Origin of the sequence: Streptomyces sp. CB02400 (assembly GCF_001905725.1) — a bacterium.
In the GTDB taxonomy this organism is placed as follows: Bacteria; Actinomycetota; Actinomycetes; order Streptomycetales; family Streptomycetaceae; genus Streptomyces; species Streptomyces atrovirens.
Map to the genome: position 1 here is coordinate 154,787 of NZ_LIWB01000008.1, position 21,379 is coordinate 176,165.

At 71.0% G+C, this 21,379-nt stretch carries 21 protein-coding genes and 1 riboswitch; of the genes, 11 read left to right on the forward strand and 10 right to left on the reverse strand.

Annotated features, from left to right (window positions below; all coding sequences use genetic code 11):
• Positions 1 to 34 precede the first annotated feature (34 nt).
• Entirely contained in the window at positions 35 to 535 is a 501-nt protein-coding gene (locus tag AMK33_RS20710) for a hypothetical protein (RefSeq protein ID WP_073934547.1), read from the reverse strand.
• 50 nt (positions 536 to 585) lie between these two features.
• On the opposite strand from AMK33_RS20710, the gene AMK33_RS20715 reads away from it, so the two are divergent.
• Positions 586 to 1,989: a M1 family metallopeptidase gene (locus tag AMK33_RS20715; protein WP_073934376.1), complete on the forward strand. Its 1,404-nt coding sequence runs from the start codon at positions 586 to 588 to the stop codon at positions 1,987 to 1,989.
• 69 nt (positions 1,990 to 2,058) lie between these two features.
• Here the strand turns inward: AMK33_RS20715 and AMK33_RS20720 are convergent, their stop codons facing one another.
• Positions 2,059 to 2,634, reverse strand: coding sequence for a TerD family protein (locus AMK33_RS20720; protein WP_073934377.1), 576 nt, complete (start codon positions 2,632 to 2,634; stop codon positions 2,059 to 2,061).
• 159 nt (positions 2,635 to 2,793) lie between these two features.
• Here AMK33_RS20720 and arfB point away from each other — a divergent pair, with 159 nt between their 5' ends.
• Positions 2,794 to 3,231, forward strand: coding sequence for an alternative ribosome rescue aminoacyl-tRNA hydrolase ArfB (gene arfB / locus AMK33_RS20725; protein WP_073934378.1), 438 nt, complete (start codon positions 2,794 to 2,796; stop codon positions 3,229 to 3,231).
• A 216-nt stretch (positions 3,232 to 3,447) separates the two neighbouring features.
• On the opposite strand, the gene AMK33_RS20730 is transcribed toward arfB, so the two are convergent.
• Together AMK33_RS20730 and AMK33_RS20735 are read right to left on the reverse strand one after the other, a co-directional pair.
• Positions 3,448 to 3,921, reverse strand: coding sequence for a GNAT family N-acetyltransferase (locus AMK33_RS20730; protein ID WP_073934379.1), 474 nt, complete (start codon positions 3,919 to 3,921; stop codon positions 3,448 to 3,450).
• Between the two features lie 64 nt (positions 3,922 to 3,985).
• Positions 3,986 to 4,567: a flavin reductase family protein gene (locus AMK33_RS20735; protein ID WP_073934380.1), complete on the reverse strand. Its 582-nt coding sequence runs from the start codon at positions 4,565 to 4,567 to the stop codon at positions 3,986 to 3,988.
• Positions 4,568 to 4,883: 316 nt separating this feature from the next.
• Here AMK33_RS20735 and cdgB point away from each other — a divergent pair, with 316 nt between their 5' ends.
• Both cdgB and AMK33_RS20745 read left to right on the forward strand, forming a co-directional pair.
• Positions 4,884 to 6,590, forward strand: coding sequence for a diguanylate cyclase CdgB (gene cdgB, locus AMK33_RS20740; RefSeq protein ID WP_073934381.1), 1,707 nt, complete (start codon positions 4,884 to 4,886; stop codon positions 6,588 to 6,590).
• 117 nt (positions 6,591 to 6,707) lie between these two features.
• Positions 6,708 to 7,643 carry a carbohydrate-binding protein gene (locus AMK33_RS20745; protein WP_073934382.1) on the forward strand — a complete coding sequence of 312 codons (936 nt, stop codon included), beginning with the start codon at positions 6,708 to 6,710 and terminating at the stop codon, positions 7,641 to 7,643.
• Between the two features lie 6 nt (positions 7,644 to 7,649).
• Here AMK33_RS20745 and AMK33_RS20750 read toward each other — a convergent pair whose 3' ends face one another.
• The 3 genes from AMK33_RS20750 to AMK33_RS20760 all read right to left on the reverse strand — a co-directional run bounded on the left by AMK33_RS20750 (position 7,650) and on the right by AMK33_RS20760 (position 10,798).
• Positions 7,650 to 8,579 (reverse strand): 1-phosphofructokinase family hexose kinase, encoded by a 930-nt coding sequence (locus AMK33_RS20750; protein WP_073934548.1) that lies wholly within the window; start codon positions 8,577 to 8,579, stop codon positions 7,650 to 7,652.
• A 120-nt stretch (positions 8,580 to 8,699) separates the two neighbouring features.
• Positions 8,700 to 9,845, reverse strand: coding sequence for an N-acetylglucosamine-6-phosphate deacetylase (nagA, locus tag AMK33_RS20755; RefSeq protein WP_073934383.1), 1,146 nt, complete (start codon positions 9,843 to 9,845; stop codon positions 8,700 to 8,702).
• Entirely contained in the window at positions 9,845 to 10,798 is a 954-nt protein-coding gene (locus tag AMK33_RS20760; RefSeq protein ID WP_073934384.1) for an ROK family protein, read from the reverse strand. The genes nagA and AMK33_RS20760 overlap by 1 nt, the downstream gene beginning before the upstream one ends.
• Positions 10,799 to 10,918: 120 nt before the next feature.
• Between AMK33_RS20760 and AMK33_RS20765 the strand changes: the two genes are divergently transcribed.
• Both AMK33_RS20765 and AMK33_RS20770 read left to right on the forward strand, forming a co-directional pair.
• Positions 10,919 to 12,187 (forward strand): extracellular solute-binding protein, encoded by a 1,269-nt coding sequence (locus tag AMK33_RS20765; RefSeq protein WP_073934385.1) that lies wholly within the window; start codon positions 10,919 to 10,921, stop codon positions 12,185 to 12,187.
• A 10-nt stretch (positions 12,188 to 12,197) separates the two neighbouring features.
• Positions 12,198 to 12,464, forward strand: a complete 267-nt coding sequence (locus AMK33_RS20770; protein ID WP_073934386.1) for a DUF3263 domain-containing protein — start codon at positions 12,198 to 12,200, stop codon at positions 12,462 to 12,464.
• 170 nt (positions 12,465 to 12,634) lie between these two features.
• Here the strand turns inward: AMK33_RS20770 and otsB are convergent, their stop codons facing one another.
• Positions 12,635 to 13,498 carry a trehalose-phosphatase gene (gene otsB / locus AMK33_RS20775; protein ID WP_073934387.1) on the reverse strand — a complete coding sequence of 288 codons (864 nt, stop codon included), beginning with the start codon at positions 13,496 to 13,498 and terminating at the stop codon, positions 12,635 to 12,637.
• 60 nt (positions 13,499 to 13,558) lie between these two features.
• A complete protein-coding gene (locus AMK33_RS20780) occupies positions 13,559 to 14,956 on the reverse strand; it encodes an alpha,alpha-trehalose-phosphate synthase (UDP-forming) (protein ID WP_201263055.1) in 1,398 nt (465 codons plus the stop codon).
• 144 nt (positions 14,957 to 15,100) lie between these two features.
• Between AMK33_RS20780 and AMK33_RS20785 the strand changes: the two genes are divergently transcribed.
• Positions 15,101 to 15,796: a hypothetical protein gene (locus AMK33_RS20785; RefSeq protein ID WP_073934389.1), complete on the forward strand. Its 696-nt coding sequence runs from the start codon at positions 15,101 to 15,103 to the stop codon at positions 15,794 to 15,796.
• A gap of 31 nt (positions 15,797 to 15,827) precedes the next feature.
• Here the strand turns inward: AMK33_RS20785 and AMK33_RS20790 are convergent, their stop codons facing one another.
• Positions 15,828 to 16,772 (reverse strand): glucosyl-3-phosphoglycerate synthase, encoded by a 945-nt coding sequence (locus AMK33_RS20790; RefSeq protein ID WP_073934390.1) that lies wholly within the window; start codon positions 16,770 to 16,772, stop codon positions 15,828 to 15,830.
• A 140-nt stretch (positions 16,773 to 16,912) separates the two neighbouring features.
• Positions 16,913 to 17,060, forward strand: a riboswitch (SAM riboswitch).
• Positions 17,061 to 17,077: 17 nt separating this feature from the next.
• Between AMK33_RS20790 and thrC the strand changes: the two genes are divergently transcribed.
• The 4 genes from thrC to groL all read left to right on the forward strand — a co-directional run bounded on the left by thrC (position 17,078) and on the right by groL (position 21,315).
• The gene (gene thrC, locus AMK33_RS20795) at positions 17,078 to 18,364 is read left to right on the forward strand and encodes a threonine synthase (RefSeq protein WP_073934391.1); all 1,287 of its coding nucleotides are present in this window, start codon (positions 17,078 to 17,080) and stop codon (positions 18,362 to 18,364) included.
• A 93-nt stretch (positions 18,365 to 18,457) separates the two neighbouring features.
• On the forward strand, positions 18,458 to 18,733 hold the full coding sequence (locus tag AMK33_RS20800) for a ubiquitin-like small modifier protein 1 (RefSeq protein ID WP_073934392.1): 276 nt from the start codon (positions 18,458 to 18,460) through the stop codon (positions 18,731 to 18,733).
• A 430-nt stretch (positions 18,734 to 19,163) separates the two neighbouring features.
• Positions 19,164 to 19,367 (forward strand): cold-shock protein, encoded by a 204-nt coding sequence (locus AMK33_RS20805; protein WP_004929928.1) that lies wholly within the window; start codon positions 19,164 to 19,166, stop codon positions 19,365 to 19,367.
• A gap of 325 nt (positions 19,368 to 19,692) precedes the next feature.
• Entirely contained in the window at positions 19,693 to 21,315 is a 1,623-nt protein-coding gene (gene groL, locus AMK33_RS20810) for a chaperonin GroEL (RefSeq protein ID WP_073934393.1), read from the forward strand.
• Positions 21,316 to 21,379 lie beyond the last annotated feature (64 nt).

A 21,379-nucleotide genomic window follows, 5' to 3' on the forward strand; every position in this document is an offset into this window, starting at 1 on the left:
GGAGCGATGCTCTCATCGTGGTGATCGACAGTGGTCAGGGGATCCTCGGGAAGCGGGCCTGGAGGGTCCAGATGGCCGGGTTTTCGCCGAGGTCCTCGTGGAGGTCGGTCAGGTCGGCGAGGAGGTCGTGGAGGAAGTCGCGGGCTTCGCGGCGGAGTTCGGTGTGGGGGAAGGTCAGCGGGGGCTCGGCGGCGGGCAGCCACTCCGCCTCGATGTCCACCCAGCCGAAGCGGCGTTCGAAGAGGAGGCGGTCGGTGGACTCGGTGAAGTCCAGTTCCGCGTGCTGGGGGCGGGAGGCGCGGGAGCCGGCCGGGTCCCGGTCGACGCGCTCGACGATGTCGCACAGTGCCCACGCGAAGTCGAGCACCGGTACCCATCCCCAGGCTGTGGACAGCTCGCGGTCCGACTCGGTGTCGGCGAGGTAGACGTCCCCGCAGAACAGGTCGTGCCGCAGGGCGTGGACGTCCGCGCGGCGGTAGTCGGTCTGCGGGGGGTCGGGGAAGCGGTTGGAGAGGGCGTAGCCGATGTCGAGCACGGGGGTGATGGTGTCACGTCGTGGCGGGTCGGCCCTCATAGGATCCTGGGGTGCGCTCCCACCGCCCCGGTTCCCGCAGCGTCGTCGCCGCCCTGCTCGTGGTGTCCGTGGCCGCCTGCGGGGGTGAGGGCGGGGATCCCGCCGGCGGCTCCGGTGCGGGTGATCCGTACTTCCCGAAGGCCGGTAACGGCGGCTACGACGTCGGCCACTACGCCCTCGACCTCGCCTACGACCCCCGCGCGCACCACCTCACCGGCACCGCGACGATCACCGCCCGCGCGACGGAGCACCTCTCCGCGCTGAACCTCGACCTCAAGGGCCTCGATGTCGAGGAGGTCACCGTCGACGGTGTGGCCGCCCGCTGGAGCCGGGCGGGGCAGGAGCTGACCGTCCGCCCGCGCGAGGCGGTGGACGGCACCTTCCGGGTGACCGTCCGTTACAGCGGCGCCCCGGTGACCGTCACCGACCCGGACGGCTCCGAGGAGGGCTGGCTGCGCACCGCCGACGGGGCGCTGGCGCTGGGGCAGCCGGTGGGGTCGATGGCGTGGTTCCCGGGCAACCACCACCCCTCCGACAAGGCGACGTACACCCTCGCGGTGACCGTGCCGAAGGAGTTGCGGGCGGTGTCCAACGGGGAGCCGGCCGGTGAGGAGCGCAAGGGGAACCGTACGACGTACCGCTGGCGCACCGGCGAGCCGATGGCGAGCTATCTCGCGACGCTGGCCGTCGGCAGGTACGACGTCCGCCGCACGGCGACCGCCGGCGGGCTGCCCGTGTACACGGCCGTCGATCCGGAGCAGGCGGAGGCGAGCCGCGAGGTCCTGGCACGGATCCCCGAGGTGCTGGCATGGGCGGAGCGGACCTTCGGCCCGTACCCCTTCTCCTCCGCGGGCGCGATCGTCGAGCGTCCCGAGGACGCCGGGTACGCCCTGGAGACCCAGAACCGGCCCGTCTTCCCCGGCGCCCCCGACATCGTGCTGCTGGTCCATGAGATCGCCCACCAGTGGTACGGCGATTCCGTGACCCCGCGCACCTGGCGGGACATGTGGCTCAACGAGGGCTTCGCGACGTACGCGCAGTGGCTGTGGCAGGAGGACCACGGCGGCGACACCGCGCAGCGGACCTTCGACATGCTGTACGCCGGTTCGTACTTCCCGGACGCGGGGACCGACGAGGCGCTCTGGTCCTTCCCGCCCGCCGAGCCGCCGGACGCGGCGAGCGTCTCCGCCACCCCCGTGTACTGGCGCGGCGCGATGGTCCTGCACAAGATCCGGCAGACGGTCGGCGATGATTCCTTCTCCGCCCTGCTCCGGGGCTGGGCGCGGGAGCACCGCCACGGCAACGCGGACACCGGCGACTTCACGGCGTACGTGGAGAAGTCGGCGCCGGGCGAGGACTTCACCGGGATCTGGGAGGACTGGCTGTACGGGGAGGGGCGGCCGGAGCGGCCCTGACGGCATGCCGGAGTCCCCGGCCGGGCGGCTGTCGTCCGGCCGGGGACTCCGTCACGAGCGGGGCGTCCGTCAGACGTTCACGCCGAAGTCCTGGGCGATGCCCACGAGGCCCGAGGCGTAGCCCTGGCCGACCGCGCGGAACTTCCACTCCGCGCCGTTGCGGTACAGCTCGCCGAAGACCATGGCGGTCTCGGTGGCGGCGTCCTCCGACAGGTCGTAGCGGGCGATCTCGGTGCCGCCGGCCTGGTTGATGATGCGGATGTAGGCGTTGCGCACCTGGCCGAAGTTCTGGCTGCGGTTCTCGGCGTCGTAGATCGACACCGGGAAGACGATCTTGTCGATGTCGGCCGGGAGGGCGGCGAGGTTGACGTTGATCGCCTCGTCGTCGCCGGCGCCCTCACCGGTGCGGTTGTCACCGGTGTGGACGATGGTGTTGTCCGGGGTCTGCTTGTTGTTGAAGAACACGAAGTGGGCGTCGGAGTAGACCTTGCCCTGCGTGTTGACCGCGATCGCCGAGGCGTCGAGGTCGAAGTCCGTGCCGGTGGTGGTGCGGACGTCCCAGCCGAGGCCCACGGTGACGGCGGTCAGGCCCGGAGCCTCCTTGGTGAGCGAGACGTTGCCACCCTTGGACAGGCTTACAGCCATTGTTGGGAGTCCCTTCCCTCGTTTACGTACGGCTAGAAGCTACAGCTACCCCATTGAACGCGGAGAGGGGTGCGAGAGGTTCCAGGTCTCTTTACTTTCTTTACCCGTGTCCCGCGATCCGGGATATTCGGGTGACGCGGCCCGGTCAGGCGCGGGAACCTGTACGGCATGTCCGGTCCCTATCTCATCCGCGGCTCCGTCTCCCTGCCCGAGGCCGAGCTCATGTGGCGTTTCTCGCGGTCGTCCGGGCCCGGTGGGCAGCATGTGAACACCAGCGACTCCCAGGTCGAGCTGCGTTTCGACCTCGCCCGTACCGAGGCGCTGCCCGAGGTGTGGAAGCAGCGGGCGCTGGAGCGGCTGGCCGGGCGGCTGACCGGTGGTGTGATCACTGTTCGCGCTTCGGAGCACCGTTCGCAGTGGCGCAACCGGGAGACGGCGGCGGTGCGGCTGGCGGCGCTGCTCGCGGAGGCGAGTGCGCCGCCGCCGAAGCCGCGTAGGCCTACGCGTATTCCGCGGGGGATCAATGAGCGGCGGCTGCGGGAGAAGAAGCAGCGGTCCGAGACGAAGAGGGGGCGCTCCGCGCGGGACTGGGGGTGACTTCCCGGTTCCCCTGGGGGTGACCCACGCCCCCGAGGTGTGGCCCCGGCCCCGGTGACTCCTGCGGAGGGGTTGGATCGGAGGCCCGGGGGCGCCGCGCGAGTGTCTCTGCGGGTCCGTCGTGGCTGGTCGCGCAGTTCCCCGCGCCCCTTTGGGGCGCGTCCGTGCGGCGGTAGTCGCATATCGGGTACAGCCCCCCGACGGGGCCCCGGTGTTTCAGTTCAGGTCCAGCACGCCCACCGTCTCGCCCTCGGCGACCTCGCCGTTCTTGCGGAAGCCCAGGTTCAGGTAGAAGCCCTCGGGGCTGTTGTCGCCGGGTTCCCAGGTGACGTAGAACTCGCGTGCGCCCCGGCGGCGGAGCTCCTCGGCCACCGACTGGACGGCGAAGCGGCCGTAGCCCTTGCCCTGTTCCTCCGCCGCGATGTTCAGCCGCCACAGGCCGGAGCGGATGACGCTGCCGCCGTCCTCGTGCCAGTCGATGTCGAGGAAGGCCATCAGGAAGCCGACCGCGCGGTCACCGTCCATGATCAGGCGGGGCCAGGCGGAATCGGGATGGACGTACGCCTCGGCGAGGGAGTTCACCACCGGTGCGACCGCGATTTCCTGGTCGGGGCGGACCCGTATACCGAGTGCGGCCTTGAGGTTCTTCGGGGTGATCTCTTCGAGGCGAAGTGCGGTAGTCGTCGTCACCCGGGCACCCTAAGCAGGCAAATCACGGACTGTAAAAGGGATTTAGGCCACGACGGCAAAGCGCTCAGCCCAACTGCCGGTAACGGCCCCGGAAATACGTCAGCGGACCGCCCTCCGCGCTCGGTACCCGGGCGGTCAGGACGCGGCCGATCACCAGGGTGTGGTCCCCGGCCGGGACCCGCTGCTCGGTGCGGCACTCCAGGGTCGCCAGCGCGCCGCCCACCAGCGGCGCCCCGCTGTGCTCGCCGCGCAGGTACGGGATGTCCGCGAAGAGCAGGCGGTCGCTGACCCTGCCCTTCATCGCGAAGCGGCCCGCGATGTGCCGCTGGCTCTCGGAGAGCACGGACACCGCCCACAGGGGCTGCTCGTCGAGGAGTTCGTCCATGCGGGAGCCGTCGCGCAGGCTGACCAGCACCAGCGGCGGGTCCAGGGAGACCGACAGGAACGCGGTGGCCGTCATGCCGACGTCCTCGCCGGCCGGCGCCGAGGGGTCGTCGGGGTCCAGGGGCGGCTCCTGCGCGGTCACCAGGACCACGCCGGCGGCCAGCCGGGACAGGGCGGCTCGGAACTCGTCGTTGCTCACCCCCTCAGCATGCCGGGCGGCGGGCGGAACGGTGATCGCGGGCGGGGCGGGAGTGTTCGGCACGCCGGAAACGCTAATCTCCGCTCCACAGGCACCGCATCGGACCCCGGCCCGAGCCGGGACCTAGGACCAACGCCCGAGACGGGCACAGTCCCTGCACAAGCACCACAAAAACTGCGTTCGTCAAAAGCGATGGGAAACCGCGGAAAGTCCACGCAATTGTTCACGTTTACCTGTGACTTGAGTCACAAGGGGCAAGAATTGTTGACCCTGTGTACCGAGTGAGCAGCGCGCTGTGATTCAGTGGCGGGGAAGCTGCTGGGACGATACGCCGAAGACAACCCTTGATTCGCTGCGAGGTCTCGGGGGGAGGGCGAGGATGGAGACCGAGTCGGAACCCTACGTCCGTCTTGCGTCGCTGCGACAACTCCACCAAGCCATGGCCGACATGAACACGGCCCGCAGCCTGGCGGACACGCTGCAGACGGTCGCCGACGGCGTCGTGGGCGCCCTCGGCTACGAGCTGGCATGCGTCAACCTCGTACGCCACGACGGCGATCTCGTGGTCGCCGCGCTCGCCGGGAACTCCGCCGCCGAGGCCCTCATCACCGGCCGGGCCGGCTCCCGCGAGGCCTGGGACCGCCGCCTCAACATGGGTGAACGCTGGGGCGATCTGATCTTCATACCGCACACCGAGGGCTGGGTCCTCGACGACGACGACGTCCCGCAGTGGTACACCGACGGGCCCGCGCCCCGCTTCGAGGACGAGTGGCACCCCTCCGACCGGCTCTTCGCCCCGATGTACGCCCCCGGCCCGCAGGGCGGCGGCACCTCCGGGGAACTGGTCGGCGTCCTCTCCGTGGACCGCCCGCGCAACGGCCGCCGGCCCGGCGCCTGGGGCCGCGAGGCACTCCAGATGTACGCCTTCCAGGCCGCCATCGCGATCAGCAACGCGCGTCTACGTGCCAACATGCAGCGCGCCCTGGTCCGCCTGGAGCGCGACCAGCAGGCGCTGCGGGCCAGCGAGGAGAGTTTCCGGCAGGCCTTCGAGTACGCCCCCTCCGGCATGGCCATCGCCGAGATGGGCGGCGACCAGCACGGCCGCATCCTGCGCACCAACGACGCCCTGTGCCGCCTCCTGGGCCGCCCCGCCTCCGCGATGCGCCGCTACTCCTTCTCCGACCTCGTCCACCCCGAGGACATAGGCACCCTGCTGCGCACCTCAGCCGAGGGCGGCCGGGCCGAGCTGCGCCTGTGCCGCCGCGACGGCACGTACGTCTGGGTGTCCCTGCGCAACAGCGTCGTCGCCGACGCCGCCGACGGCCCCCGCTTCCTGCTCACCCACGTCGAGGACATAGAGGAGCGCAAGCGCCGCGAGCTCCAGCTCGCCCACCGCGCCTCCCACGACTCGCTCACCGGACTGCCGAACTCCGCCGAGCTGCGGGCGCGGCTGTCCGCCCGGCTGTGCCGGCAGCAGCCGCAGGGCGTGCTGCCCGCCTCCGTCGACTCCATGGAACCCTTCGAGTCCTTCGACTCCGCGGACTCCTTCGACGCCGCCTACGGCGCACCCGCCTTCGACCGGGGGCACGACTTCGACTTCCCGCCGGGCACGGAGGGACACGGGGGCTACGACGGCTACGACCACCACGTGCACACCGTCGCGCCCGCCGCCGAGTTCGACGACGGCGCCAAGGGGCTCGCGGTGCTCTTCTGCGACCTCGACGGCTTCAAGTCGATCAACGACCGGTTCGGGCACAACGCGGGCGACGCGGTACTCATCGAGGTCGCCCGCCGGCTCGGCAACGGCGTACGCGACGGCGACACCGTCGCCCGGCTCGGCGGCGACGAGTTCGTGATCCTCGCCGACGGCCTCGGCCGGGCCGACGCCCAGGACCTCGCCGTACGGCTGCGCAACGAGATCATCCAGCCCATCCGGGCCGAGGGACGGGCCGTACGGGTCGGCGCCAGCTTCGGCATCGGGTGGGCGCACTGCGGGATGACGGCGGACGAAGTGCTGAAGTCAGCCGACGAACGGATGTACGTCGAGAAACGATCTCGTCCCAAACAGCACAGACGTGCGGGATGAAGCGCAGGTCAGTGGGTTGATGCGGTACGGGTCACCCGTTCGGGCCATGGGAAGCGGGTAGGCTCGTTTTCTCCACCACTCGTACCGCACCCGATCCGCAGCTAGGAGCACCAAGGGATGACGGCCGGCAACAACGGCGCGAGCACGCCGGAGGACGACGACCCGTTCGGCTACCTCTACGCCGACGGGCAGGCCAACGGGGCCCAGCCGCCGTCCGGGGGCTACGGCTACCCGAACTCGGTCAACCGGGTGCGGCCGGTCGGGACCCGCCAGTACGGCCAGCAGGCGCAGCCCGCTCCGCAGCAGCAGGGCACGTACGGCCAGGCGAACGCCCACTACGCCGCCCCGGAGACGCTGCCCGGCGGCGCCACCACCGTCCAGTCGCACCAGCCGTCGCACGGCGGCGGGGGCGGCCGGGGCCGCGGCCCGAACACCAAGGGCCTGCTCATCGGCGCGATCGCGGTGGTCGCCGCGGTCGTGATCGGCATCAGCGTCGCCATGATCGGCGGCGACGACGAGGACAGCGGCGGCAACCAGGCGGACTCCACGCCGACCCAGTCCCAGGAGAGCGGCGAGCCGACCCCGTCGGCGAGCAAGAGCGCGGGCGAGGAGGAGGCGGTGGAGCTGCCCACCGCCGACGCGAAGGCGATGCGGCTGGGCGGTTCGGCCGCCCTCGCGTCGGACGTCGAGGGCGCGCAGTCCGACGGCGGCATCTACGTCGCCAACCTCAACCAGCCCGGGAACTCGGTCACCTGGACCGTCAACGACATCCCGAAGGACGGTGCTTACACCGTCTTCGTGCGCTACAGCACCACCGACGATCCCCAGTCGATGACGCTCACCGTCAACGGCAAGGAGTTCGGCTCCAAGCTCAACATGGACAACTTCGCCCGCGCCGAGGACGGCGACTTCTCCAAGGGCTGGACCCAGACCTACGCCTGGCCGACGCTCAACAAGGGCTCCAACACCATCTCGGTCTCCTGCGCCGACGGTGACAAGTGCAACGTCCTGCTGGACCAGCTGTGGCTGAAGGAGGGCCAGGTCGAGAAGTGACCTGCCCTACGCCGCGGTCGCTTCCCCGGTCACCGTGACCCCGGTCAGCAGCTCCTCGTAGGCCGCCCGGTCGACGTCGCCGGCCGTCGGGGACAGGACCGTCGCCGCCGACAGGGCGACCGCGCGGGCCAGCCGGTCCGGCCAGGGACGGTGCTCCACCAGGGCCGAGAGCAGGCCCGCGACGGCCGAGTCGCCGGCGCCGGTCGGGTTGCCGCGCAGCCGCCGAGGAGGGGCCGCGCGCCAGCGGCCCTCGGGGGTCACCGCGAGCAGGCCCTCCGGGCCCAGGGAGGCCACCACCGCGCCCGCGCCGCGCCGGCGGGCGTCCTGGGTGGCGCGCAGCGGCTCGTGGGAGCCGGTGAGTTCGGCCAGCTCCTCGGCGTTCGGCTTGAGGACGTCGGGCCGCCCGGCGACCCCGCGGCGCAGCGCCGCGCCGCTGGTGTCGAGGAGGGTCGGGACCCCGGCCGCGCGGGCGGTGCGGATCAGGCCCGCGTACGCGCCCACCGGGACGCCCGGGGGCAGGCTGCCGCACAGGGCCACCGCCGAGGAGGCGGCCAGCAGATCCTCGTACACCTCCTGGAACGCGGACCACTCGGCGTGGCCGATCGCCGGGCCGGGCTCGTTGAGCTGGGTGGTGGTGCCGGAGCGCCCGTCGACGACCGCGACGGTGCGCCGGGTCGTGCCGGAGACCGGGACCAGAGCGTCCGTCAGGTGCGGGACCTCGGTGAGCCGGTCCCGCAGGATCCGGCCCGTCGTGCCGCCCGAGAAGCCGGTGACCGTCACCTCGTGGCCGAGGGCCGCGAGCACCCGCGCCACGTTGACGCCCTTGCCGCCGGGGCGTTCCGTCACCTCGGCGACCCGGTGGGAGGCCCCCGGCCGCAGGGACGGTACGCGATAGGTGATGTCGAGAGCGGTGTTCAGCGTGACCGTGAGGATCACCGGGCCGACCTCCCCCTTGGTGCCTGCGCTTGCCGTGAAACCCGTGGTCACGATCATGCCAAACGCACGGCGGTCGGCCCACCCCCCGGACCGGCCACCGTCCGTCGGCGGCGGGACGGATCAGCCCAGTCGGGGATCGACCACCCATTCCCCCCGCCGCATGACGCCCACCAGGTCGAAGCCGGCGTCCAGAACCACCAGGTCGGCGTCCTTGCCGGGCTCCAGGGAGCCGATCCGGTCGTCCAGGCCGAGCAGGCGGGCCGGGTTGGCGGAGATCGCCCGTACGACGTCCTCGACGGGCAGCCCGTCCACCGTCACCGCCCGCTTGAAGGCGCGGTCCAGGGTGAGCGTGGAGCCGGCGATCGAGCCGCCCTCCACCAGCCGGGCCACCCCGTCCGCGACCTCGACCTCCATGGGGCCGAGCATGTAGCGGCCGTCTCCGAAGCCGGCCGCGTCCATCGCGTCGGTGATGAAGGCGACCCGCGCGGCGCCCGCGTGGTGGAAGGCCAACCGGAGTGCGGCCGGATGCAGATGGGTGCCGTCGTTGATCAGCTCGACGGTGACCCGCTCGTCCTCGAGGAGGGCGGTGATCGGGCCGGGGGAGCGGTGGCCGAGCGGCGGCATCGCGTTGAACAGGTGGGTGGCGACGGTCGCGCCCGCGTCGATGGCCTGGAGCGTCTGCTCGTACGTGGCGTCCGTGTGCCCGACCGCCGCGATCACCCCGTGCTCGGCGAGCAGCCGTACGGAGTCCAGGCCGCCCGGCAGCTCGGTCGCCAGGGTGACCATCCTGGCGTGCCCGTGCGCCGCGTCGAGCAGCTTGCGGACCTCGGCCGGGTCGGGGTCGCGCAGCAGCCCCTCGTCGTGCGCGCCCTTGCGGCACGGGGAGATGAACGGCCCCTCGAAGTGGATGCCGGCGATGTCGCCCTGCTGGGCCAGCTCCGCGAGCATCCCGGCCTGCCGGCCGAGGAAGTCCAGGTCACCGGTGACGGCGGAGGCGACCACCGTGGTGGTGCCGTGCAGGTGATGGGTGTGCACGCCCTTGAGGACGTCCTCGGCGGTGCCGCCGGTGAAGGACGCCCCGCCGCCGCCGTGGTTGTGGAGGTCGACGAAGCCGGGGACCACCCAGTGGCCGCTCAGGTCGACCGTCTCGGCGTCGGCGGGCGCCGTGTCCGCGATCCGCGTGCCCTCGACGGTCACGCGGCCGTCGTCCACGGTCCCGGTGGGCAGTACCACCCGGGCACCGGCGAGAACCTTGGTGGGGGCCATCAGGTGGTTACCTCCGAGGGATACGAGGGGTCAGTGGTGTCGATCAGGTCCCAGGCGAGGAGTCCCGCGCCCAGGCACCCGGCGGTGTCCCCGAGGGCCGCGGGGACCAGGGACGGCAGCTTCTGGAAGGTGACCCGCCGCCGGACGGCCTCCCGCAGCGGTGTGAACAAGGTTTCCCCCGCCTCGGCGAGCCCGCCACCGATGATCAGCGCCCGGGGGTCCAGCAGGGTGAGCGCGGTGACCAGCCCGTCGGCGAGCGCGTCCACCGCGTCCTGCCACACCTGACGGGCCCGTACGTCCCCGGACTCGACGGCCTTCGCGCAGTCCGCCGCGTCCGCGTCCGGGTCCCCGCAGGCCGCCGCCCATGCCTCGCTCACCGCGGCGGCGGACGCGAACCGCTCCAGACAGCCGCGCTGCCCGCACGGACAGGGGGCACCCTGGGGCCGTACGACGATGTGGCCGATCTCGCCCGCGAAGCCGTGCGCGCCCGCCTCCACCCGGCCGTCGATGCCGATGGCGCCCGCGATACCCGTGCCCAGCGGCACGAACAGGAAGCGGTCGGCGCCCCGACCGGCTCCGATACGGCCCTCGGCGAGACCGCCGGCGCGCACGTCGTGGCCGAGGGCGACGGGGACGCCGCCGAGCCGTTCGGTGAGCAGCGCACGCAGCGGGACGTCGCGCCAGCCGAGGTTGGCCGCGTAGACGGCGACACCCTCCGCCTCGTCGACGATGCCGGGGACGGCGACGCCGGCGGCGGACGCGGCCTCGCCGTACTGCCGTACGCCGTGGGCGCGCAGCTCGGCCGCGAAGTCGAGGATGTCCGCGACGACCGCGTCCGGGCCGCGTTCGCGCCCGGTGGCCCGGCGGGCCTGGTGCAGCAGCGTGCCGTCCGCCCCGACCAGGGCGGCCTTCATCCCGGTGCCGCCCACATCGAGGGCGATGACGTGTTTCACGTGGAACAGTGTGGCCCCCGGACCCGCGAGAGGTCTAGTCCACTCACGTGGTGTAGACCTTATTCCGATTATCGAAAACGTTTCGGATGGCGCGGGTGCGCCGGGGTAGGGGCAAGGCAAGTGCAGCGGCGGGTCAGGACAAGGACGATCGCGGTGGTGTCCGCACTGGGGCTGACGGGAGTCCTCGGCGGATGCGGGCTCGGTGGCGGGTCCTCCGACGTGACCTTGAAGCTGGTCGCCGCCGACTACGGCGACAGTGCGGCCAACAGCTCCAAGAAGTACTGGGCCGACCTGGTCGAGCGGTACGAGTCCAAGCACCCCGATGTGAAGATCGACGTGGACGTCTACTCCTGGAACGACGTCGACCGCAAGGTCAAGGAGATGGTCGACGCGGGCGACCCACCGGACATGGCGCAGATCGGCGCGTACGCCGACTACGCGGCCGAGGGCAAGCTCTACAAGGCCGGCGACCTGCTCTCCATCCCCGTCCAGGCGGACTTCCTCGCCCAGCTCACCACCGCGGGCGAGGTCAACAGCGTGCAGTACGGCCTGCCGTTCGCCTCCTCCACGCGCGTGCTGTTCTACAACAAGAAGCTGTTCGCCGAGGCCGGCATCACCCCGCCGGAGACCTGGGACGAGCTCGCCGAGGCCGCCGAGGCGCTCGACGCGGAGGGCGTGAAGTACCCGTACGCGCTGCCGCTCGGCCCGGAGGAGGCACAGGCCGAGACCATGCAGTGGCTGCTCAGCGGCGACGGCGGCTACACCGACATCATGGGCACGTACAGCATCGACTCCGCGCAGAACGTCGAGACCTTCACCTGGCTGAGGGACGAGCTGGTCGGCAAGGGCCTGACCGGTCCCGTCGCGCCCGGCAAGCTCGACCGGGCCGACGCGTTCGCGGCGTTCGCCGCCGGGGACGTCGGCATGCTCAACGGGCACCCCTCGCTGATGGAGATGGCGAAGGAGAAGGGCGTGGAGTTCGGCATGGTGCCGACGCCGGGTGCCGACGGCGCGAGCCCGGCCACGCTCGGTGTCGCCGACTGGATGATGGCCTTCAAGAAGAACGGCCACCGCGACCAGGTCGGCGAGTTCCTCGACTTCGTCTACAGCGAGGAGAACGTGCTCGACTTCTCCCGCGAGTACAACCTGCTGCCGGTCACCACCTCCGCGTCCCGGACGATGGCCGCGTCCGACCAGGACAAGGACCTCAAGCCCTTCCTCGACCAGCTCGCGACCTCGGAGCTCTACCCGGTCGGCAACACCTCCTGGGCGGCGGTCAACGCGGCGGTCAAGAAGCAGATCGGCAAGGCGGTCGGCCCGGGCGGCAGCCCCGCCGGTGTCCTCGGCGGACTCCAGGCGACGGCGACGCGCGCGGAGAGCGCGGAGTAGCCTGCGGGGCATGGACACGGGGGACGAGGAGCACGAGGAGCACGAGGCCGGCGCGGGTCTGGCCCGTCGCGAACAGGACATTCTCGCGCTGGAACGCCGGGGGTTCTCCGGGCCCGGTGTCAAGGAGCGCGCCATCCGTGAGGAGCTGGGTCTGGCTCCCGTGCGCTACTACCAGCTCCTGAACGCGCTTCTGGACGATCCCCGGGCCCTCGCCCACGATCCGGTGACGGTCAACCGGCTTCGCCGGGTACGGGAGACCCGCCGCGCAGAGCGTTGATCGCCCCCGCCGCCCCTTCCCGTCCCGAACCTGGGGCTCCGCCCCAGACCCCGATCCTCGAACGCCGGAGAGGCTGAGATTTAGCCTCTCCGGCGTTTGAGGAGCGAGGGTCCGGGGGCAGCGCTACCGGGGACGGGAATGGGAAGGGGCGGCGGGGGCGAAGAAACCGCTCAGCGCATCCGCTCCGCCAACCCCCGCAGCAGCCGTACGACCCCCGCCGGCCCGTCGACCACCACATCCGCCCGTTCCCGAAGCTCCGCGACCTCGTCGCTGCCGCTGCACACCAGCAGCCCCGGAGTACCGGCGGAGCGGAGCTTGTCGACGGCCGTGTAGGCGGGAAGGTCGCCCAGGTCGTCACCCGCGTACAGGACGGACTCGGCGCCGATGTCCCGGGCGTACTCCATCAGGGCGATGCCCTTGTCCATGCCGGGCGGGCGCAGCTCCAGGACCATGCGGCCGGGTTCGACGACGAGGCCGTGCCGGGTGGCGAGGCCGGTGAGCGGCTCGCGCAGGGCCTCGAACGCGGCCTGCGGATCGGCGGCCCGGCGGGTGTGGACCGCCACCGCCCGGCCGCCCTTCTCCTCGATCCACGTGCCCTGCCACGCGCCGACCCGGTCGAGCACCCCCGGCAGCTCCGCGCGGACGGCGGCGACTCCGGGATGCGGGGCGGGCGCGGTGACCGTGCCGGTGACGGCGTCCCAGCGCTCGGCGCCGTAATGGCCGAGAACGACGAGGTGTTCGAGGCCGGGAACGCCCGCGAAGCCCCCGTGGCGGACCGCGACACCCGCCGGCCGGCCGGTGACGACCGCGACCGCGGCCACCTTGGGCGCGAGCGCGGCGAGCGCGTCCACCGCGTCCGGGTGCGCGCGGGCCTGCTCGGGATCGGCCACGATCGGCGCGAGCGTCCCGTCGAAGTCGAGCCCGATCAGTGCCTTCCCCGGGCGGGAGAGAAGCGCGTCCAGCCCTTCCCGCCCGGCCTGCGTGGCGGGCGTCGGCGTGGCGTTCGGCTCCGTGGAATCCGTATGGCTGGCCATACCGTCCAACCTATCCGCGCCCGCCCCCGCACACGCCTGTGTGACCGGCCATACCTCCGCTCAGCCGGGCGTTCCGTCCCGCAGCGCGTCCAGCTGCTCCAGGAACCACCGCGCCGGGGGCAGCGCGGTCGCCGCCGCGGCCAGGCGCTTGGCACGCTCGGCGCGTTCGTCCGGGCTCATCGTCAGGGCCTCGTGCAGGGCCTCGGCGGTTCCGACGACGTCGTACGGGTTGACCGTGAGCGCGTCCTCGCCCAGCTCCTCGTGGGCGCCCGCCTCCCGCGACAGCACCAGCGCGCAGCCCGCGTCGGAGACGACCGGGACCTCCTTGGCGACCAGGTTCATGCCGTCGCGGATCGGGTTGACCAGCGCCACGTCCGCCATCCGGTACGCGGCGAGCGAGCGCGCGAAGTCGTCCTTGACGTGCAGGACGACCGGCCGCCAGCCCGGTGTGCCGTACCGCTCGTCGATCTCCTCCGCGAGCCGCCGCACCTCGGCGGTGTAGTCGCGGTACACGGCGAGATCCTGCCGGGAGGGGTAGGCGAACGCGACGTGCACGACGCGCTCGCGCCACTCGGGGCGGTCGTCCAGGAGCTGCCGGTAGGCCAGCAGGCCCCGCACGATGTTCTTCGACAGCTCGGTCCGGTCGACCCGGACGATCGTCCGGCGCCCTTCACCGATCTCCTCCCGGAGCGCGGTCATCCGCTCCTCGACGTCCGCCTCGTGGGCGCGGGCGCGCAGGAAGTCCGCGTCGGCGCCGAGGCCGTGCACGCCGATCCGCGTGTTCCCGAGGCCGTCCGCGAAGCGTTCGCAGCACGCGGTGAACGCGTCCGCCCAGCGGTGGGTGAGGAAGCCGAGCCGGTCGGCGCCGAGCATCCCGCGCAGCACCTGCCGCGCGATGTCGTCGGGCAGCATCGCGAAGTACTCCGGCGGCGCCCACGGCGTGTGCGAGAAGTGGGCGATCCGCAGGTCGGGGCGGAGTTCGCGGAGCATCCCGGGGACGAGTGTCAGGTGGTAGTCCTGGACCAGTACCGCCGCGCCCCGCGCCGCCTCCTCGGCCAGCGCCTCGGCGAACGCCCGGTTGTAGGCCTCGTACGACGCCCACCGCCGGCGGAACTCCGCGTCGAAGACCGGCTCCAGCGGCGTCTGGTACAGCATGTGGTGCACGAACCACAGCACCGAGTTGGCGATCCCGTTGTACGCGTCCGCGTGCACGTCCGCCGGGATGTCCAGCATCCGCACGCCGTCCTCGCCGACCCCGCGCCGCACCGCCTCGCGGTCGCCGTCGGACAGCGCCGAGCACACCCACAGCGCCCCCGCGTCCGGTCCGATCGCCGACAGCCCGGACACCAGCCCGCCACCGCCCCGCCCGGCCCGCAGCGAACCGTCGTCCTCCACCGTGTACGAGACGGGCCCGCGATTCGACGCGACCAGCACCTGAGCACCCTGCGTGACAGCCATACGCCTCAACCTAGCCCGGCCCCCAGAACCTCAAACGTGCCCGTGCGTCACCTCGGTGGCGATTTGGTCACGCGTCTTGTGTGGAAGATGTGAACAGGTTGAGGATGTGCGGTGCACATTTCAACTTTCTGGGGGCGGGCGATCATGTCCATACGTAGGTCCAAGCGCGGATCCACCGGCATGCGCGGACTCGTCGGCACGGTGGCGCTGGTCGCGGCCTCCGCGCTGGCGCTGGCCGGATGCGGCGACGGCGGCGCCGACACGGAGGCCGGGGGACGGCCCGCGGCGGCCACCGCCACGCCGAGCGGCAGCCCCACCCCCGAGGCGTCCCCGAGCACCGAGACCCCGACGCCCACACCCACGCCGACCCCGGCCCCCGTCACGTTGTCGGACCACACCGGCGACGGCATCGGATCAGCCGTCCGCGCGGCCGAGAAGGCCGGCATCGACTACACCGTCCGCCTCCAGGGCACCGGGAAGCAGGCCTCGTCCTGGGGCACGGGCGAGAAGGTCTGCGAGCAGACCGACGGCTCCGGCACGGTGACGTTCACCGTCCCCCGCGACGGCCACGACTGCGACGGACGTCCGCTGCACACCCCGAAGCCGACCCCCACCCCGGAACCGGCGAGGACCCAGGACTCCGGTGGCGGCGACAGCGGCAGCGGCGGTGGTACCGGTGCCTGCGAACTCACCAGCCCGGCCGGCAACTGCTACGCCGACGGCCAGTTCTGCGCCAAGAAGCACCGCGGTCTGAGCACCCACGGCCGCGGCGGCGAGTACCTGACCTGCGCGCAGGACTCCGGCGGCACCTGGCGCTGGTCGGACGGCGTTCCCGGCTGACGGCCACGGGGGCGGCCAGGGCGGCGGGTGGTCAGGCCACCCGCCGCGCCTGGTACTCCGCGATCTCCGCCATCGGCGGCCGTTCCTCCGTGTCCACGGAGTACGTACGGGGTTCGAAGTTGTCGCCGGTGCGCTCGAACTGGGTCAGGGACGGGCGGATCAGGTGACCGCGGGCCAGGCGGAGCTGGGCGGTGCGGTAGATCGCGGCGGCCATCCGGCCGAGGGCCTGGCCGTCCTGGTGGCGGTGCTTGCGGACACCGACGTCCACCTGGGCGAGGGCGTCCAGGCCGACCAGGTGCAGGGCGTCGACCAGCATGCCCAGCTCGACGCCGTACCCGACCGGGAACGGGAGCTGTTCCAGCAGGCCCCGGCGGGCCGCGTACTCGCCGCCGAGCGGCTGGACGAAGCCGGCGAGCTGGGGCCAGTGCATGTTCAGCAGCGGGCGGGCCATCAGCTCCGTGACCCGGCCGCCCTGACCGGCGGCAGAGCCGAGAGGACGGTCGTACATGGCCTTGACCAGGTGCACGTCCGGCTCGGTGAGCAGCGGGCCGACGATGCCGGAGACGAAGTCGGAGGAGAACTCCCGCAGATCCGCGTCGACGAAGCACACGATGTCGCCGCGGGTGACCAGCAGGGAGCGCCACAGCACCTCGCCCTTGCCGGGCACCGCCGGTATCCGGGGCAGGATCGCGTCCCGGTGCACCACGGTCGCGCCCGCTGCCGCCGCCACCTCGGCCGTGCGGTCGGTCGAGCCCGAGTCGACCACCACCACCTCGTCGACCAGCGGGACCTGGAGCACCAGGTCGTGCCGGATCACCGAGACGATCTCGCCGACCGTCGCCTCCTCGTCGAGCGCGGGCAGCACCACGCTGACCGTCTGTCCCGTGGCACGTTTCGCCGCCAGGATCCGGTGGAGCGGGCGGTCGGCCACGGACCAGGAACGGTCGATCAGCCAGCGCTCGACTTCTTCCAGCACGGTCCCGGACTCCTCACTGGCCTGTGATCCATCTCGCGGTGCGGACGACTATCTCAACCATGCAGGCCTTCGGTTACAGTCTTGAGCAACGCCGATGGCCACCGCATGCCGGGGTCACCGCGCGGACGACAACTGAACACCGCTCATCCAGAGGGGCAGAGGGATACGGCCCGATGAAGCCCCGGCAACCCTCCAGTCGGTTCTTGTCACACGGACGTGGCGAGGCTCCCGGCTAGGGAAGGTGCCAAATCCGTCTCACGGCGAGGTGCGTCGTGAGGAAGATGAGGAGAAAGGGCCTCGCCTCCATGGCTGTGCAGACTGTTGCAAGCACCACCGATTCCGCTGTAGACCTCGGCCCTGCCGCGGCGCTCTCCTGCCGCGAATGCGGACACCGCGTACCCCTCGGCCCGGTCTTCGCCTGCGAGGAGTGTTTCGGCCCGCTGGAGATCGCGTACGACTTCTCGGCCTACGACACCGAGGAGCTCCGCAAGCGGATCGAAGCGGGACCCGCGAACATCTGGCGCTACGCGCCGCTGCTGCCCGTCCCGGCGGACGTGGCGACCAAGCCGAACCTGAACCCCGGCTGGACCAAGCTCGTCCAGGCCGACAACCTCGCGCGTGAGCTGGGCGTCGACGCCGGCAAGCTGTTCGTCAAGGACGACTCCGGCAACCCGACGCACTCCTTCAAGGACCGCGTCGTCGCCCAGGCCATCGAGGCCGCCCGCGCCTTCGGCTTCACCACCCTCTCCTGCTCCTCCACCGGCAACCTCGCCGGCGCCGTCGGTGCCGCCGCGGCCCGCGCCGGCTTCCGGTCCTGCGTGTTCATCCCGCACGACCTGGAGCAGGGCAAGGTCGTCATGGCCGCCGTCTACGGCGGTGAACTCGTCGGCATCGAGGGCAACTACGACGACGTGAACCGCTTCTGCTCCGAGCTGATCGGCGACCCGGCCGGCGAGGGCTGGGGCTTCGTCAACGTCAACCTGCGGCCGTACTACGCGGAGGGGTCCAAGACCCTCGCGTACGAGATCTGCGAGCAGCTCGGCTGGCGGCTCCCGGACCAGATCGTGATCCCGATCGCCTCCGGCTCCCAGCTCACGAAGATCGACAAGGGGCTGCAGGAGCTGATCAAGCTCGGGCTGGTCGAGGACAAGCCGTACAAGATCTTCGGGGCGCAGGCCGAGGGGTGCTCGCCGGTGTCCACCGCGTACAAGGCGGGGCACGACGTCGTACGTCCGCAGAAGCCGGACACGATCGCCAAGTCGCTGGCGATCGGGAACCCGGCGGACGGGCCGTACGTGCTGGACATCGCCCGTCGGACGGGCGGGGCGGTGGAGGACGTCACGGACGAGCAGATCGTTGACGCGATCAAGTTGCTCGCTCGGAGCGAGGGGATCTTCGCGGAGACCGCGGGGGGTGTGACCGTGGGGGTCACCAAGAAGCTGCTTGAGAGCGGGGCGCTCGACCCGTCTTCGACCACCGTGGTGCTCAACACGGGTGATGGTCTGAAGACGTTGGACGCGGTGGCCGGCACCGGGTTGACTGCGACGATCCGTCCCAGTCTGGAGTCGTTCCGTGAGGCCGGGCTCGTCTAGGGGTCCTTTTCACCGTTCTCGTCCGCGGGCCGGTGGGGGCTGGTCGCGCAGTTCCCCGCGCCCCTGGGCAAGTCATCTGACCGGAGGTTTGTCGTGAGCGTTACTGTTCGGATTCCTACCATTCTGCGTACCTACACCGGTGGGCAGGCCGAGGTTGCCGCCGAGGGGGCCACCCTCGGCGAGGTCATCCAGGACCTGGAGAAGAACCACACCGGGATCGCCGCCCGGGTGCTGGACGACCAGGGTAAGTTGCGGCGGTTCGTGAACGTCTACGTCAATGATGACGACGTGCGGTTCGAGCAGGGGCTCGAGACGGCCACCCCGGACGGGGCCGGCGTGTCGATCATTCCGGCGGTGGCCGGCGGCTGATCATTACCTTCGGTAATGACGGTTACCGAGCGTTTGGGATTTTGCCCCCTCCGTGAGAGAAGCGGAGGGGGCAATTCCATGGGGTTGAGCGCGGTAGAGTTGGGGAACGCGCTCCCGATCCACTGATCGGAAACACTGAATTCCTGCCGCAGGCCCGACTGGATGTAGCCAAAGTATGGGCACCTTTCGCGGCATTTGTGACCTTTGCGCGGCCCGACTTGCCCTGGATTAGGGCGAATTCTCGCCACATTCCGGACCGGCGTCGTCCAGATTTCTCGTCCGATTGACCTGTTGCAGACGGCAGTTGGACAGATACATTCAGCCGCGGTCGACGCGTTCCGGCGCACGCCCCCAACCGTTGGGGGGTGAGGTCTGACCCGGATCCGCGAAGTGTGGATCTGTGCAAGGGCCAGTAATAGGGGAGTTAGGCATGGCTCAGGGCACCGTCAAGTGGTTCAACGCGGAGAAGGGGTACGGCTTCATCGCGGTCGACGGTGGTGCGGATGTTTTCGTCCACTACAGCGCGATCCAGATGGACGGCTACCGCACCCTCGAAGAAGGCCAGCGGGTCGAGTTCGAGATCTCGCAGGGTCAGAAGGGCCCACAGGCCGACATGGTTCGTCTCAGCGCCTGAACGCGCTACCAGCCGCAAGTATCTTCTGCCGACGAAGGGCCCGCACCTCCCGGGGTGCGGGCCCTTCGCCGTGCCCACGCGCGGCCGAGCGGTGTTCGCGTGCGGCCGAGCGCCCCCGTGTACTCCCCATGGGCGCTTGCACTCGCATGGGTCGAGTGCTAATCATTGGCGTTAGCACTCTGAAGGTGAGAGTGACAACGAAGGACCGGGTCGGTGAGGCCCGCAGGCCGTGTGGGGCAAGGAACCACGGGGCCGGCGAGCCGTCCGTCGCGGGCGCGGGCGCGGTCCGAAGGAATCACCCCCAGTCCTGGAGGGACCACTTCACATGGCCAAGATCATCGCGTTCGACGAGGAGGCGCGGCGCGGCCTCGAGCGCGGCATGAACCAGCTCGCGGACGCCGTCAAGGTGACGCTCGGCCCCAAGGGCCGCAACGTCGTCCTCGAGAAGAAGTGGGGCGCCCCCACGATCACCAACGATGGTGTGTCCATCGCCAAGGAGATCGAGCTCGAGGACCCGTACGAGAAGATCGGCGCCGAGCTGGTCAAGGAAGTCGCCAAGAAGACGGACGACGTCGCCGGTGACGGTACGACCACCGCGACCGTTCTCGCCCAGGCCCTGGTCCGTGAGGGCCTGCGCAACGTGGCCGCCGGCGCCAACCCGATGGCTCTGAAGCGCGGTATCGAGAAGGCCGTCGAGGCCGTCTCCGGTGCCCTGCTCGAGCAGGCGAAGGATGTCGAGACCAAGGAGCAGATCGCCTCCACGGCCTCCATCTCCGCCGCCGACACCCAGATCGGCGAGCTGATCGCCGAGGCCATGGACAAGGTCGGCAAGGAAGGCGTCATCACCGTCGAGGAGTCCCAGACCTTCGGTCTGGAGCTGGAGCTCACCGAGGGTATGCGCTTCGACAAGGGCTACATCTCGGCGTACTTCGCCACCGACATGGAGCGTATGGAGGCCGTCCTCGACGACCCGTACATCCTGATCGCGAACTCCAAGGTCTCCAACGTCAAGGACCTGCTCCCGCTCCTGGAGAAGGTCATGCAGTCGGGCAAGCCGCTGCTGATCATCGCCGAGGACGTCGAGGGCGAGGCCCTGTCGACCCTGGTGGTCAACAAGATCCGCGGCACCTTCAAGTCCGTCGCCGTCAAGGCCCCGGGCTTCGGCGACCGCCGCAAGGCCATGCTCGGCGACATCGCCATCCTCACGGGCGGCGAGGTCATCTCCGAGGAGGTCGGCCTCAAGCTGGAGAACGCGACGCTCGACCTGCTGGGCAAGGCCCGCAAGGTCGTCATCACCAAGGACGAGACCACCATCGTCGACGGTGCCGGCTCGGCCGACCAGGTCCAGGGCCGCGTGAACCAGATCCGCGCCGAGATCGAGAACAGCGACTCGGACTACGACCGCGAGAAGCTGCAGGAGCGCCTGGCGAAGCTCGCCGGCGGTGTCGCGGTCATCAAGGCCGGTGCCGCCACCGAGGTGGAGCTCAAGGAGCGCAAGCACCGCATCGAGGACGCCGTGCGCAACGCCAAGGCGGCCGTCGAGGAGGGCATCGTCGCCGGTGGTGGCGTGGCCCTGCTCCAGGCCTCCCAGGTCTTCGAGAAGCTGGAGCTCGACGGTGACGAGGCGACCGGCGCCAACGCCGTGAAGCTCGCGCTGGAGGCCCCGCTGAAGCAGATCGCCGTCAACGGTGGTCTCGAGGGCGGCGTCGTCGTGGAGAAGGTCCGCAACCTCACGGTCGGCCACGGCCTGAACGCCGCGACCGGCGAGTACGTCGACATGATCGCCGAGGGCATCATCGACCCGGCGAAGGTGACCCGCTCTGCCCTGCAGAACGCCGCCTCCATCGCCGCGCTGTTCCTCACCACCGAGGCCGTCATCGCCGACAAGCCGGAGAAGGCCGCGGCCCCGGCCGGCGGCGGCATGCCGGGCGGTGACATGGACTTCTGATCCCTCCGAGGATCGGATCCGTCCGTCGTACGACCGAGGGCGGCATCCCCTGTTCCGACAGGGG